This is a genomic window from Methylotenera sp. (genome assembly GCF_029946165.1).
Lineage (GTDB): Bacteria > Pseudomonadota > Gammaproteobacteria > Burkholderiales > Methylophilaceae > Methylotenera.
The window spans coordinates 66,357-81,915 of the sequence record NZ_JAQSDZ010000025.1 but is presented as its reverse complement, the minus strand read 5'-3'; the positions used below and the strand labels follow the sequence as shown (position 1 = coordinate 81,915).

The following is a 15,559-nucleotide window of genomic DNA, read 5'->3' as shown; positions in this document are numbered from 1 at the left end:
AGTGTGGGCATATTTCTGCCCATGTGAATGTTGGAGTATCGGAAGTATTAAAGCGCGAAACGAGTTGCCCACGCTACTTTGCATTTAATTATTGGGCGAGTTCTGCCGCTTCCACCACTACTTTATACAGCTGTAATTCTTGCTGAGTTTTAACCCGAACGCCATTCACCGCTACTTGCCCACGTTTATTTGGTGCAATGCCACCACTAATCAACATAGGCTGACTTTGGGCAACTGCGCGGCCAGTTTTTGCATCATATTGAATCACTCTCACTTGCACGCGGTTAACGGCTATTGGCGTAGGGTTGGCGACTACTGCGAATAAATTACCAAGGTTATCTGCTTGCGGCGCTGCTTGTAGATATTTTGCAGGGTGCTGAGGTAAATCCAAACGTACGTATTCTGCGCTGGATTTTTTGCCGATTTCAGAGTTTGAGTCTGCGGCAACTGCATAGTTTTTAAGGGCGCTTTGCATATCGCCGCGCTCTTCGGCTATTTTACCTAACAGAAAGTGGCTAGGCGCTGTGGGTAGTAAAGTATTGCTCTTAGCAAGATATTGTTCCGCCTCGGATTTACGTCCTAAGTCGAACAAAGCAATGCCGCCTTGGACGTGCGGTTTAAAGTAATCGGGTTGCATTTGAATGGCTTTGTTGTAGTAAGTTAACGCCTCGGCTGGTTTCTTTTGGGTTAAGGCAATATCGCCTAGTAACTCTTGAAACCGTGCTTCACGAGGCTCGCCTGCAATGGCTTGTTTAGCCAGTGTTGTTGCCTTTGCTGTGTCTTTTGCAGCTAGCGCTTTTACGCCATCATCATAAGCTTTATAAGCCGCTTGTGTTGATTTTAACTTTCTTACTTTTTGCGCGTAGATTTCTCTACCCCATTCACCACCGGCACCAACTTTGGCTAGCGTTGCTTTGTTGTCATTTACACGAATCATAGAGGGTGGATGGCTGGCAAATAAACCTTCAATAAAGTTACTTTTACGGTCAGCGCTTAATCGCACAAACGTTTCTTGCAATGTAACCGCTGCGGTAGGGTCATAGCCCGCTTTTTTCATATACTGCATGCCGTATAAATCTGCCTCGCTTTCGGCATCGCGCCCATACTTACTCGTGGCAAGTTGCGCGCCAACTTGTGCGCCACCTACAATCAAATTTGCGTAATCAGTATTTTGCGTGCCTATACCAACAGCAATCATCGCACCTTGCATGAAAATGCCACGTTCCATGTTTTTTGCACCATGACGTGCCGCGGCATGTACCATTTCATGCCCCATTACAGCGGCGAGTTCGGCCTCGCTATTTAACTCATAAAGCAGGCCGCGATTAAAAGCGATTTTGCCCCCAGGCATTGCCCAAGCATTGGGTACGGAATCATTCAACACGGTGAATTCATAAGGGAGTTTTCTGTCAGAAACTGCGGCGAGTTTTTTGCCAACGCTTTGGACATAAGCGGTCAATTCAGGATCGATAATGTAATCGCCGCCCTGAGATTGTCTTGCAGGGCCGTAGTTTTGGGAGCCCATTGAGATTTCTTGCGACTCTGAAACTAGCTGAAACTCTTTTTTATGCGTCACTGGGTTAGTGCCGCAAGCTGTAACGAGCAAGCTGATTGCGGCCACAAACATTAACCTTAAACTTTTAGTGCGTGGCTGTTTCAACATGAATGTATCTCCTTGAAGTAATTGCATTTAACACTATTACAAGCATAGCGCAGAAATGTCAGAGCGTTAATAGCTTCGGCTAGGCGGTAGGTTAAGTTTGATTAAGCTGAAACCGTGCTATATAGTTGCTTAGACAGAATATAACTCAACACGTTTTCTGGCATTAAATAACGCGCAGAATGCTTGAGTTTTAAAGCTTGCCGGATCGCGGTAGAAGATATTTCTAGCGGGGTAATAGCTTGCATGGTGACTAATCCAGCGCTTGTTTCATGCAAATCGTCCACATTTTCAGTGTAATGATTATGCAAGAAAATTTCTAACTCTTTGTTTAAAATATCTTTATTTGGTGACGCAGGTCTCTGCACCAAGGCAATGTGGCACAGTGTAATAATCTCTTGCCAGCGATGCCATGTATTAAACTTAGTAAAAGCATCGCTACCCATGATTAGTATCAGGCTTATGTCATTACCAAGTTCGCTGCGCAAACTCTCTAAAGTGTCTACCGTATAGGAAGCGCCAACTCTATTTAACTCTCGACCATCAAAATGAAATTGTGGGTTATCAGCAATGGCTATTTGCACCATGGCGGCGCGGTGTTCGGCAGAAACTAGCGGTAGTGGTTTGTGAGGGGGGTTGGCAGATGGGATGAGTTTTACGGTGTTCAGACTCAATGATTCTGCCAATTCTTGCGCTATACGCAAATGACCGAAATGAATGGGGTTAAACGTGCCGCCCAGCAAGCCAATTGTTTGCACTTTTTTTTTCGACCTTTAAGCTCTTACGTGACCGTCGCCTAACACAACATATTTAAGCGAGGTTAAGCCATCTAAACCAACAGGGCCACGTGCATGTAGCTTGTCTGTAGATATGCCAATTTCAGCGCCCAAGCCATATTCAAAGCCATCTGCAAAGCGAGTAGATGCGTTCACCATCACGCTGCTAGAATCGACTTCACGTAGGAATCTACGCGCTTTAGTGTAGTTTTCCGTCACAATCACTTCGGTATGTTGGCTTGAATGCTGGTTGATGTGTGCAATCGCTTCATCTAAACCATTAACCACTTTGCAAGAGATAATGGCCGCTAAATATTCAGTGTAATAATCTTCTTCTGTAGCTGCTTTTGCATTTTTAACAAGCGCTAATGTTTCTGCACAACCACGAATTTCAACACCGTGTGAAATTAACATATCAGCCAGTTTTGGCAACATTTCCTTAGCCACAGAACGCGCTACTAATAATGATTCGGCCGTGTTACAAGTGCCTAAACGCTGGGTTTTGCTGTTTTCAAGGATACGTAGTGCCTTCTCAAAATCGGCATCATCATCTACGTAAACATGGCAATTGCCATCTAAATGTTTAATGACTGGGATACGAGCATCGTTAGAAATACGCTCAATCAGACTTTTGCCACCACGTGGCACAATCACGTCTACATATTGCTTCATGGTAATTAACTCACCGACTGCGGCGCGGTCTGTGGTTTCAACCACTTGCACGGCAGAAGTCGGCAAACCAGCCGCAGCCAAGCCTTCATGCACGAGTTTTGCCAAAGCTTGGTTACAATGAATGGCTTCAGAGCCACCACGTAAAATTGCGGCATTGCCAGATTTAATGCAAAGCCCAGCCGCATCCACCGTAACATTCGGACGCGCTTCGTAAATAATGCCAATCACACCAAGTGGCACACGCATTTTGCCAATTTGAATTCCGCTTGGGCGATATTTAAAGTCAGTCATTTCGCCAATTGGGTCTGCCAAGCTGGCAATTTGGTTTAAACCTTCTACCATAATGTTGATAGATTTCTCGGTGATAGTCAGCCTATCGAGCATAGCGTCATCAAGACCCGTGGCACGGGCTGCATCTAAATCCAACTTGTTTGCAGCGAGCAGGGCGGTTTTTTCACGCAAAATTGCTTTGGCAATATGCGTAAGTGCTAGATTTTTAACATTGGTATCGGCACTCGCCATTAAGCGTGAAGCTTTGCGGGCTTCAACACCCATATTTTGCATATAATTTTTAATGTCCATAAGCGATTATACTTTTTTATTGTGATGATGTACTAACGTGAGCGCACTCGCGCTAGCCCAAAACAAAGTCGTGAAATTTCCAGCCAAGCATCACCTAGCATTACACCTTTGGCGGTTTTATCTATATCGGCGAGTTTTTGCAAAGCGGCTTCCAGTTGCTTCAGGTTTAATCTGGCCAAGGCGCGTTTCACTAAAGCTTGTTTATCACCATAAATACGGGCGCTTGTCATGGCGTTATTAATATTATCACCGCGCATTTCAGCTTGCTTGATACGCACTAATGGGCGTAAGACCCACATAAGTGGACTCATCACCGCAACAGCATTTTCACCTTCGTCTTGTAGGCCTTGCAATATGCGCACAGTTCTTGCCGCATCGCCCGCCAGAACCGCATCGCCTAATTGAAATGCATCGTAGCGCGATACGTTTAGCACAGCCTCGCGCACAGTCGCATCGCTTAATTCACCTTGCGGGTATAGCAATCCTAACTTTTGCACTTCTTGATTTGCTGCTAGCAAATTACCTTCCACCTGATGCGCCAAAAATTCTAATGTTTGCTGGCTGGTGTGCTGACCTTGCAATGCGAGCCTGCTGGCAATCCATTTTGGCAGGTTTGCAGCGTCCACTTCGTTTAAAGTGATAGTCACAGCATTTTTCTCTAGAGCGCTATACCATGCGCTATTGGCTGCATCACGCTCTAGTTTTGGCAGAATAATTATTACACAAGTATCGGGAATTGCTTTGTTGGCTAAAGCTTGTAGTGCTTTGCCGCCATCTATGCCTGGTTTGCCAGAGGGAATGTTGATTTCTAGTAAACGCTGACTAGCAAACAGCGAAATAGATTGCCCATAAGATTGAATTTGTTCCCACTTGAAATAGCGCTCAACCGTTAAACTGGTGCGCTCATCATAGCCTTGCGCACGGGCGGCGGCTCTAATAGCATCTAGGCTTTCACGCTGCGCAAGCGGCTCATCGCCCACTAAAATATAAAGCGGCTTTAAGCTTTGTGTGAGGTGTTTTTCTAGATGAGCTAATGCTAATTGCATGTGAAGCTATTGTTCGGCAGCTGGCTTAACGGCCGTTAATCGGCGCAGTATTTCGCGTACTGCATCTTTGTGCATATCAACATTTAACATGGCTTCTTCTTCAGCTTTACCAAGTAAGGCGCTATCGTTATATGAATAGTTGCGACGCGTTTGCACGGTTTGTGGTTGACTCCAAGTTGGGCTGGTTGGCGCACGCGTTCTAAAACTAGCGCGATAATTTAGCTCGTATTCACGCACCACACCCGCTCCGCTCAGCGATAGAATCCGCTTTTCATTAGTTTCACTTAATAACTCAAGTAGTAGATCAGCTTCTTCCACTTCGTTGACTAATTGAATGCCATTAGCTGTAAAAGACCTTTTCAAATCTTTTGAAATGCTCAAGGAAGCACCTTGAATATAAAGTTTTTTGAAAGCTAAATCGGTCATGCCACGCAATTGATACCCACATGCTGAGAGTACTAACGCAAATAAAAATACAACACTGAAACGGCGTACGATGTTTTGCATAACTTACCCCACAACTACGTTAATGAGTTTATTTGGCACGAGAATCACTTTGCGAACTGACATGTTTTCTTCAATGAATTTTTGCACAAAAGGCTGTTGCAATGCTAATTTCTCTAGCGCATCTTTCGTTTCAGTTTTCGCGACGTTAATGCTGCCACGCAATTTTCCATTCACCTGAATCACGTATTCTACGCTATCTTGCACCATGGCAGATTGATCTGCCACTGGCCAGCCTGCCTCTAAAATATGACTTTGTGGACACAACTCAGCCCAAATCGCTTGGCAAATATGCGGTACGATAGGCGATAGTAATAACGCGACATTTTGCAACACTTCTTGGCGCACGCTACGGGTGACATTGTCTGTGCCTTCAAGTTTCGCCAAAGCATTCATCATTTCCATCACAGACGAAATCGCCGTGTTGAAACTGTGACGGCGACCGTAATCGTCTGCCACTTTTTCAATGGTGCTATGCAATTGTAAACGAATGCCTTTAAGCTCGGCGGATAAATCACCTATCGTATAAGCGGCAATTTGCCCTAATTCAAGATGGTCATAAGTCGCTTTCCACAGCCTGCGTAAAAAGCGATTTGCGCCTTCCACACCGCTGTCAGCCCACTCTAGACTTTGCTCTGGTGGCGCAGCAAACATCATGAATAAGCGTGCAGTATCAGCGCCGTAAGTATCAATCAATTCTTGCGGATCAACCGTGTTGCCTTTAGATTTACTCATTTTTGTGCCTTCTTTCAGCACCATACCTTGTGTGAGTAAGTTTGTGAAAGGCTCATCATTCTTAAGTAAGCCAATGTCACGCATTAATTTGTTAAAGAAGCGTGCATAAAGCAAATGCAAAATCGCATGTTCAATACCGCCCACATATTGGTCTACAGGCAACCAATAGTTCGCACGTTCATCAGCCATGGCTGTTTTGCTATCAAAGCTTGCATAACGCGCAAAATACCAAGAAGATTCGAAAAACGTATCTAAAGTATCAGTCTCACGCGAGGCTTTACTGCCACACGTTGGGCAAGTGGATTCGTAAAAGCTTGGGTCTTTTTTGATTGGCGAACCAACACCATCCATCACTACATCTTCTGGTAATACCACTGGCAATTGTTCTGCAGGCACTGGCACTTCACCACAATTTTCGCAATGAACAATAGGAATAGGGCAGCCCCAGTAACGTTGGCGTGAAACACCCCAGTCGCGCAGGCGATATTGAGTGCGACGTTTGCCAAGGTTTTTTGCAGATAAGGCAGCAGCAATCGCCGTACTGGCAGCGTCAAAATCTAAACCGTCAAACTCAGATGAATCAAATAACAAGCCATGTTCTGTCATAGGTAATGTATCAGTGTAGGTGTTTTTAATCACAGCTTTAATCGGTAAGTTGTATTTACCTGCAAACTCAAAATCACGCTCATCATGTGCTGGCACAGCCATCACAGCGCCTTCACCGTAGCTCGCTAATACATAGTTAGCCACCCAAACAGGCAGTTGCTCGCCATTTAATGGATGTGTGACAAATAAACCCGTTGCCATACCTTTTTTCTCCGCAGTTGCAACGTCAGCTTCTGCCACACTGCCGCGTTTACATTCTGCGATAAAGTCAGCCAATGAAGGGTTGTTTTGCGCAGCTTGTGTTGCAAGTGCGTGCTCTGCCGCAACCGCTACGTAAGTTGCACCCATTAAGGTATCTGGGCGTGTGGTGTACACTTTTAAATTACCAGCTTGACCGATAATCGGAAACTCAACTTCGCAACCAAAGCTTTTACCAATCCAGTTGCGCTGCATGGTTTTTACTTGCTCAGGCCAGCCGTCTAGTTTGTCGAGATCGTTCAATAACTCTTCGGCGTAAGCCGTAATTTTCATGAAATATTGAGGAATATCGCGCTTCTCAACCAACGCGCCACTGCGCCAGCCACGACCATCAATCACTTGCTCATTCGCAAGCACAGTGCCATCAACAGGATCCCAGTTCACTGTTGAAGTTTTTTTGTAGATAAGCCCTTTTTTGAAAAGCTCAGTAAATAACCATTGTTCCCATTTGTAGTATTCAGGCTTACACGTGGCGATTTCACGGTTCCAATCCACACCTAAACCCAACTGTTTCAGCTGAGTTTTCATGTGTTCTATATTTTCATAGGTCCATTTTGCAGGCGCGGTATTATTTTTAATCGCAGCATTTTCAGCAGGCAAGCCAAACGCGTCCCAACCCATTGGTTGCATCACGTTAAAGCCTTTCATTTTATGAAAGCGGCTTAATACATCGCCAATCGTGTAATTACGCACATGCCCCATGTGCAAGCGTCCACTAGGGTAAGGGAACATGGATAAACAGTAGTATTTTGGTTTATCTGATTGCTCTGTAGCGGCGAAGGTTTGGTTTGCTTCCCAGTAAGTTTGGGCAGATTGTTCGACTTCTTTGAAGGGGTATTGTTGTTGCATGAGGGTAGCTTAAGTGTTTATTTGGATGCGTAATTATACATTGTAGGGGGTTAATAAGCGAAACGCATTGCACCTAAGTGAATTCCCATGCGGTGCAATGTCTTACAGTTATTGAGGCTTACACAAAGTTGATTAACATTTTTGGTCATTCCGACGAAAGTCGGAATCTAGTGGCTTTGAATTTTTGGATGGAGCGTATTGGTAGCTTGTCGCTTTCGCGCGACTGACGAGTTTCTTTCTTTTGCTTAGCCAAAAGAAAGAAACCAAAGAATACCCGCAAGGGGCATCCCCAACCTCGCTAAGTGCTGAAGCACTAAGTCGGTTGTGAAAGGCTACCCCCTACCGCTTGTTTCCTGAGGTTTAGCTTATTTGGGACGCCAATCGGAAACTCGCATTCGCTCAAACAGCCGCTTGCCGAAACCCTCCTAAAATAAGCTAAACCTCATGCGCGGCAGCAGGGGATTGGGCGCTTAATACGAGATTTTGTAGGGTGGGCAAAGTCTTTATTGCCCACGCGGTTGCAGATTTAGGTAATTGGGATACGTGGGCAAACAAGTTGCCCACACTACTTGGCTATTCCCTAATAAAACTAGGGTCACGAACAATAAAGTTATATTCATAGCCATTTTTGTCATGCCATAAATCTTTTTTAAGTTCGATATTGTAGCTTTCAAACTTCCATGTATTTGGTTTGCCATTTGATACCCCCAAGGATATCTCTCTAGGCATTTCTTGGTTAAAGGCAGACTTGAAGAGTGCCTTAGTAGCATTTAAAAGTTCATCTTTTACTTCTTTGGGGTTGTCTTTGTTAAATACATAAACATAAATTTTCAACTTCCTTACCAGTCTTTCATCTCCACGAGCAAAGTAAGTCATACCATTTTTAGGCTGAGAGTAGCCAAAACTGCTGTCATGCGAGTAACAGTAAAAGTCACCAGAAGGGAGGATCTTGTAATTAACAGCAGGGGTCATTCCTTGAAAAGACGAAAGAAATGAACATGCTTTATTAGGAGAAAAACCAACTTCCGTAGCACTAGCGTTGCTTGGAGGTACTATAAACTAAATAAATTAGTAGAAAGTAGTATGAGATATTTATTGTTTTCATGACTTTGCTTACTCCCAAAATTAAAAGTTATAGCACAACGTGCAAACTCAATTTATTTTCACTCCATTTATAGAAAGCGAGCTTTATTTCAAAGCCGCGAAAATATTAGCTTTAATTGTTTCAAGTTCACCCAAACCATTAATTTTCACATGCTTCGGTGCGCCAACTGCACCACTTTTTGCCCAGCTGCCGTAGTATTCAACTAAGGGTTCTGTTTGATCGTGGTATTCAACTAAGCGTTTATTCACTACGTCTGGCGCTTCGTCTGCGCGTTGTACTAGGTCTTCGCCTGTGATGTCGTCTTTGCCTTCCACTTTTGGAGGGTTGAATTTTACATGGTAGGTGCGGCCGCTGGCTGGGTGGCTGCGACGACCTGTCATGCGTTCCATAATCGCGCTGTCTGGTACGTCGATTTCTACTACGTAATCAATCGTAACGCCTGCGTTTTTCATCGCTTCTGCTTGTGGAATGGTGCGTGGAAAGCCGTCAAATAGAAAGCCGTTTGCACAATCTGCTTCTTTAATGCGTTCGTTTACCATGCCGATAATGACTGCATCTGGCACTAAGCCGCCGCTATCCATAAAGCTTTTTGCTTCTAAGCCTAATGGCGTGCCTGCTTTTACTGCGGCACGTAGCATGTCACCCGTTGAAATTTGTGGAATGTTAAAGTGTTGTTTGATAAAGGTGGCTTGTGTGCCTTTGCCTGCGCCTGGTGCGCCTAAAAGAATAATTCGCAAAATTGCTCCCTGAGAGATGGTTAAGTTTATTTAAATTTTATTCATAAATTATAACAGCACTCAACCTAGCTAAGATTCGGTAGCTGTCAAAATTTTATTGTAGGAGCTACGCCCCGTCGCGAATTGCAGCATTGCCTTCGCGACGGGGCGTCGCTCCTACAGGGTGCTTAAGTAATTTGCAATGGCGACAAAGTCTGAAACGGCTAAATTTTCTGCACGTTGTTGTGAGTCAATATTGAGGGCAGCAAAACCTTCGTCATTTAATAGTTCTTTCAGCGTGTTGCGTAAGGTTTTACGGCGTTGCCCAAATGCAGAGAGTACAACTTTTGCGAACATGGCTTCATCTTTTGCCACAAAAGGTAATGTGGCATGGGGCACACAACGCACAAAGGCAGACTCTACTTTTGGTGCCGGTTCAAAAGCCTCTGGCGGTACGGTGATTAAATAATCCATTTGCAATCGATACTGCAACATGACGCTAAGCCGTCCGTATGCTGCCGTTGAAGGGGATGCTACCATGCGCTCAACTACTTCTTTTTGCAGCATAAAGTGCATATCGGTAATGGCACTTACGTTATCAAGCAGGTGAAATAGAATGGGCGTTGAGATGTTATAAGGCAGGTTGCCCGTGACGCGCAGATTCTTACCTAAGCTGGTGAAGTCAAACTTGAGCGCATCGGCATTGTGAATGTTAATGGCGTTGTTGGCGTAGGTTGGTTTGCCGTATTCTGTTTGCATCCACGCGATGATGTCGCGGTCTACTTCTACTACGTGTAAAAGTTTTAATCTTTGCAATAATGGCTTGGTTAACGCGCCTAAGCCTGGGCCAATCTCCACCATCAAGTCATCCGCTTTGGGTGAAATGGCTTCTACTAAGCTAGAAATAACGCCTTGGTCAGTGAGGAAGTTTTGGCCGAAGCGCTTTTTTGCAATGTGTTTCATGGATTTAATTAGCTTCTTGATTTGTTATTCGCCAGCGTAATCGCTAACTCAATGGCGGCTAGCATGCTGCCAATTTCGATATTGCCTGTTCCCGCTAAATCGAGAGCTGTGCCGTGGTCAACCGAGGTGCGGATAATCGGCAAGCCTAGCGTTACATTTACGCCTTCGCCAAAGCTGGCGTGCTTGAGCACTGGTAAGCCTTGGTCGTGGTACATGGCAAGTACGGCATCGGCTTTGCTGAGATGGTGTTTTGCGAATAGGGTGTCTGCTGGAAGTGCACCTATTAGCTGCATGCCTTCAGTGCGTAATTTCTCTAGCACTGGGTTAATTATATCGATTTCTTCACGACCCAAATAGCCATCCTCACCTGCGTGCGGATTTAAACCTGCCACCAAAATGCGTGGGTTGCTTAAGCCAAACTTATGAACTAAATCATGATGCAAAATGCGAATAGTGGTTTCTAAGCTACTTTTGGTGATGGCGGCTGGTACATCTTTTAGCGCCAAATGCGTAGTGGCAAGAGCAACGCGTAAGCCGCTACCTACTAGCATCATCACGACTTGTGGCGTATTGGTTAACTCAGCTAAAAACTCAGTATGACCGCTAAATGCAATGCCAGCATCGTTGATAATGCCTTTGTGCACGGGTGCCGTGACCATGGCATCAAATTCTTGGTTTACGCATCCAAGCGCTGCAGTTTTTAGCGTTTGTAATACATATTGGCTATTGCGTGCATCTAATTGACCTGCCACTGCAGGCTGGTTCATAGCTTGATGTAACACAGTAATAGTGCCGTTGCCGAGATGTGCTGTGTGCGAGTCAACAGAATAGGCTTGGATTTTAATATCTACATTAAGTGTTTTAGTACGTTCTTGTAGCATATTGGCATCCGCAATCATGACCACTTCGGCGTTAAGTGGCTGATGTGCTAGCAATACGCAAAGGTCTGGGCCAATGCCAGCAGGTTCGCCAGCAGTGATGGCAATGCGTGGAAGTGGTTTTGTCACGTTAACTAAGCGGAAAAATGTACGTGTAAATTAGGGTGACCTAAAACTTATCTTCAAGTCTAAGCTCAACGAAAGCGCGGTCGCGCAACTCACGAATCCAGTCTTGATAAGCTTCATCTGCTTTTCGTGCACGAATTTCTTGACGTGCTTTTAAACGGGCAGATTCTTTACTCATGTCTTGTGAGCGACGTTCCATTACTTCAATAATATGCCAACCAAACTGGCTACGCACTGGTGCGCTGATTTGTCCATCTTTTAGCCCATTCATAGCGTTCTCAAAAGGGGGTACCGTGTCGCCTGGGTTAACCCAGTTTAAATCGCCACCATTTGATGCCGTGGAATCTTCAGAAAATTGGCGAGCCAATACTTCAAATTTCTCACCATTATCTAACCGCTCTTTAATGGCATTAATTTTTGTTTCAGCTTCTAAGTCTGACATTACCTCGGTAATTTTAATAAGAATATGGCGGGCATGCGTTTGTTGAATAACTAGTGGAGAGTTGCCACCGCGCTTATTCGTTAGTCTGAGCAAGTGAAAACCATTAGGGCTGCGTAACGGTGCTGAAATCTCGCCTGCCTGCATATTTTTTAGAGCATCTAAGAACAATGCTGGCAATTGAGAACCTTTTTTCCAGCCTAAGTTACCGCCTTCTAAAGCGTTTGGCGCATCAGAAAAGCTGGCGGACACTTTAGCAAAACTGACGCCAGAAGTTAGTTGGCTTACGGCATCATCAACTTTTGCTTTCGCTTTTTGAATTTCCTCTGTAGCGCCTTCTTCAGGCGTGCGAATTAAAATGTGCGAGATTTCAAATTCATCAGTATTTTCGTTAAGTGAGGCTTGTGAAGTTAAATAGTTGTCAATCTCAGATTCGCTTATATTCACACGACCATCGACTTCACGGTCACGTAATCGTGCAATGGTTATTTCACTGCGTATGTCAGATCTAAATTTCCGCATGCTGACCCCATCTTTAGCTAACGCCTCGCTAAACTCAGTCAGTGTTAACTTATTTTGGTCCGCAATTCTTTCAATTGTTTTGTCCAATTGGTTGTCATCAACTTTAAGTCCGATTTGCGCCGCATATTGAATTTGCAGCGTATCTGTAATTAAGCGTTCTAGTATTTGCTTGCGTAAGACATTTTCATCTGGTAACTCGGTGCCTTGTTTTTTAAATTGTGCTGTGACAGTGGCGATGCGGCTTTCCAGCTCTTGCTCAGTAATCACCGTTTGGTCGACGATGGCAACAATGCGATCTAACTTAACAATATCTGCTGCTTGCGCATTGAATTGATTGGCCATAAAAAAAACGCTAGCAAGCATCACAAATTGAATGGCACTTTTAACGGCCGAATGTTTAATCGCTAAATGTTTAATTACTCTGTTTTTCATCGCTGTAGTTTTCATCACTGTATTTTCATCATTGTATTTTTTATTACTGTATTTTTGATCAAGGTGCACAAAATAGTTACTCGTAATAAGGTTGTTGGTAGGTATCAGGAATTAAGCCTGTATTCACATAGCCTGGAATGTTACGTTTGATGACCGATAAGGGGTTAGAACCAATTGAGGCTAATCCGCCGAGTTCAAGTTGAACGAAGAACGCATAGTTGGCGTTAGCCGTTGCCGTGCTTACGCGTTGAATAACCGTTCTGGTTTGCCAGCAGCCTGCATCATACTCTAAGCCCGCGAGTGTTTCGATGATACTGCTTTCGCGCATGGAGTAATTCATGCGGGCAACGCCATACCAGCCTTTACCCAACGGCCACTGGCCTGATACGTCAAACTGATCTAAACCTGTATTAGTGACTGCACCTGGGGTATCGCGTCTATAACTATAGCTTAAGTTAAGCGCTTTGCCTGGCTCAGGAGCGTAGTGGCTAGAGATAGTTGTGCGCACAGCCTTTGCGTCGTCGGTGTTGTATTGCCAAAATGCATCGATATTCCAACTGGTTTTAAGGTACGAACTAAGCCCAGCAACAATGTCGGAGCTATTGCTTTCTCGTAAAGTCTCGCCTGGAAGAGATACTGTTTGATCTGTGAAGTAATAACGCTGACCGATAGAAGCTGATAAGCGCTGTATGCCAGTTTCAGACTCAATCAAACGGGATGTTAATGCCAAGCTCAGCTGATTCGCATTATTAATACGGTCATTCCCCGTATATTGGTTATCCCTAAATAGAGAGCTAAAATTCAAGTCTGTCAGAGTGCTGTCAAAAATAGGAATATCCGACTGCTTGGCTTTTGGAATGTAAACGTAATACATTCTAGGTTCTATAGTTTGCGTATAGTGACGGCTTGCAATTTTGAAGTCGCGATCAAAAAATAAGCCGCCATCTAGGCTTGCAATCGGTAAAGTACGGTCATGTGAGCTGTTGTTGTTCGGGTCGTTTTTCAGGCTATAACTAGTATGATGGATCCCGATTTTTGGCGTTAGGTAGCCATAGGTTTTATTCATTGGCAGGCTGATGCTTGGGTATACTGTAAAACGTGTTCCTGTGACTTTGGTGGGTGCGCTTTTATTTGTATCAAATGCGACTAACTGAGTATATAAGTTTGCATTTAAGTCCCCATAGTCTTTATTGCCTTTCAATGTCATTTGTGGCAAACGTTCGTATGGATATGAAATGTTATCTAAAGTCTGAAATTTTTGCGCAATGCCATTAAAATTCCAAATGTCGTCAGCGTAATCTACATTAAATTGTTGCGGTAAATTAATGCGGCTCGTTGTTACGATTTTTGTTGATAAATCAGAAAAGTACTCGTCGTCAGATACTTTCTCAAGACTAAAGCCTGCAGACCAACCTTTACCGAAAGTTTGTTGATGTTTTAGATTGGTGTAATAACGATTTCTTCCAGTTTGATCATCACTTGGCAGGTATTCAAGTTGATCAATACCAGAGAAAGTATCCTCTAAATATCTAAACTCACCTTGTAATTGCACGCCACGCTTACTTAAAGCTCTAGTCGCAAATGTTGCATCCATATTAGGTGAAATATTCCAATAAAACGGAACTGTTAACTCCAAACCGCTCTTGGTTGTTGTGCCGTAGGTTGGCGCTAGCAATCCACTTTTACGTTGATTGTTGTATGAGAAGCTAATCCAAGGCGTGTAAAGGAAAGGCACCCCTTTAAATTCAATATAAGCATTCTTAGCGACACCCGACTCACTATAATCATTTAATTTTATCTCTTTGGCTTTAATGTACCAGTCATCCACACCCACTTCGCAAGTGGTATAACGTGCGTTTTTTAAGGTTTTTCTATCTTGGCCTTCAAAAATAATGGCCTTTGCATCGCCCCGAGCATTGGATGATTGAGATGAGTCGTTTTCATCTGAATCAACCCCCGCCCGCCCTTGCGTCTGATTGCCTTCAGACACTTCGGTTGCTACTGAGTATGAGCTTGCACCGCCAATTTGTTGACTTTGCAAGTTGCCTAAGCTTTTCGAGAACTTTTCAGAGCTTTTAACATTTTCTTGGATGTTATTAGGATTTACTTTTCCACCGTCTTTAATCAAGCTTATTGACGCATCTTTAATTTCGCCAATGTTGTCAGATAAATGCATTTGTAGCTCTGGCCCCGTCAGTTGGGCATCGCCGACATTAATGCTGGTATTCCCCGTGACATGCAATTCGTCATTTTGGACGTTATAGTGGATTAAATCGCCAGTGATGTTTTGCTTACCACGGGTGATTTTGGCGTTACCAATCGCTCGCATCTCTCTATCAAGGTGCAATTCTAGTTTGTCGCCTTCTATAACGAGTGCGTCGGCATCTGCTTCTACAGTATTAGTATTCGCTTCGCCAGTGGTGTCAGTAACACCTAGGGAGTCTCCGATAGTTGCAGATTCAACAGGAACGACTTCACTTTCGGCATGTGAGCGTAAGCTGCATAGTAATAAGGCTGCTGTTAAGCCACTTAAGAAACGGCTTTTTAGCATGAAGTTAACATATTGATGACGATTGGAATGTAAGGCACGAGTATATAGGCAGACGGTTTTATTTTATCAGTGATAAAATCTCATAAATTAGAGTTTTTGGCAATCAATAAATCGTTTTAGCAATTTAAATACCTTGTAC

The 15,559-nt window shown here is 44.1% G+C and carries 12 protein-coding genes; all 12 read right to left on the bottom strand.

Annotation, left to right across the window (positions count from 1 at the left end):
• Positions 1-88 precede the first annotated feature (88 nt).
• The gene (locus PSV17_RS13020; RefSeq protein ID WP_300483358.1) at positions 89-1,663 is read right to left on the bottom strand and encodes a M48 family metalloprotease; all 1,575 of its coding nucleotides are present in this window, start codon (positions 1,661-1,663) and stop codon (positions 89-91) included.
• A gap of 101 nt (positions 1,664-1,764) precedes the next feature.
• Positions 1,765-2,418, bottom strand: a complete 654-nt coding sequence (gene nadD / locus PSV17_RS13015) for a nicotinate-nucleotide adenylyltransferase (RefSeq protein WP_300483355.1) — start codon at positions 2,416-2,418, stop codon at positions 1,765-1,767.
• 15 nt (positions 2,419-2,433) lie between these two features.
• A complete protein-coding gene (locus PSV17_RS13010) occupies positions 2,434-3,690 on the bottom strand; it encodes a glutamate-5-semialdehyde dehydrogenase (protein ID WP_300483352.1) in 1,257 nt (418 codons plus the stop codon).
• A 32-nt stretch (positions 3,691-3,722) separates the two neighbouring features.
• Positions 3,723-4,736 carry a DNA polymerase III subunit delta gene (gene holA, locus PSV17_RS13005; RefSeq protein ID WP_300483349.1) on the bottom strand — a complete coding sequence of 338 codons (1,014 nt, stop codon included), beginning with the start codon at positions 4,734-4,736 and terminating at the stop codon, positions 3,723-3,725.
• Between the two features lie 6 nt (positions 4,737-4,742).
• Entirely contained in the window at positions 4,743-5,243 is a 501-nt protein-coding gene (lptE, locus tag PSV17_RS13000) for an LPS assembly lipoprotein LptE (protein ID WP_300483346.1), read from the bottom strand.
• 3 nt (positions 5,244-5,246) lie between these two features.
• Positions 5,247-7,688 carry a leucine--tRNA ligase gene (gene leuS, locus PSV17_RS12995; protein WP_300483344.1) on the bottom strand — a complete coding sequence of 814 codons (2,442 nt, stop codon included), beginning with the start codon at positions 7,686-7,688 and terminating at the stop codon, positions 5,247-5,249.
• Positions 7,689-8,261: 573 nt separating this feature from the next.
• Positions 8,262-8,660: a hypothetical protein gene (locus tag PSV17_RS12990; RefSeq protein WP_300483342.1), complete on the bottom strand. Its 399-nt coding sequence runs from the start codon at positions 8,658-8,660 to the stop codon at positions 8,262-8,264.
• Between the two features lie 216 nt (positions 8,661-8,876).
• Positions 8,877-9,530: an adenylate kinase gene (adk, locus tag PSV17_RS12985; RefSeq protein ID WP_300483340.1), complete on the bottom strand. Its 654-nt coding sequence runs from the start codon at positions 9,528-9,530 to the stop codon at positions 8,877-8,879.
• A gap of 156 nt (positions 9,531-9,686) precedes the next feature.
• A complete protein-coding gene (rsmA, locus tag PSV17_RS12980) occupies positions 9,687-10,472 on the bottom strand; it encodes a 16S rRNA (adenine(1518)-N(6)/adenine(1519)-N(6))-dimethyltransferase RsmA (protein WP_300483339.1) in 786 nt (261 codons plus the stop codon).
• A gap of 8 nt (positions 10,473-10,480) precedes the next feature.
• Complete coding sequence (gene pdxA, locus PSV17_RS12975; protein WP_300483338.1) at positions 10,481-11,479, bottom strand: 4-hydroxythreonine-4-phosphate dehydrogenase PdxA; 999 nt, start codon at positions 11,477-11,479, stop codon at positions 10,481-10,483.
• Between the two features lie 40 nt (positions 11,480-11,519).
• Entirely contained in the window at positions 11,520-12,884 is a 1,365-nt protein-coding gene (locus PSV17_RS12970) for a peptidylprolyl isomerase (RefSeq protein WP_300483443.1), read from the bottom strand.
• Positions 12,885-12,945: 61 nt separating this feature from the next.
• Complete coding sequence (gene lptD, locus PSV17_RS12965) at positions 12,946-15,420, bottom strand: LPS assembly protein LptD (protein ID WP_300483335.1); 2,475 nt, start codon at positions 15,418-15,420, stop codon at positions 12,946-12,948.
• Positions 15,421-15,559: the final 139 nt, after the last annotated feature.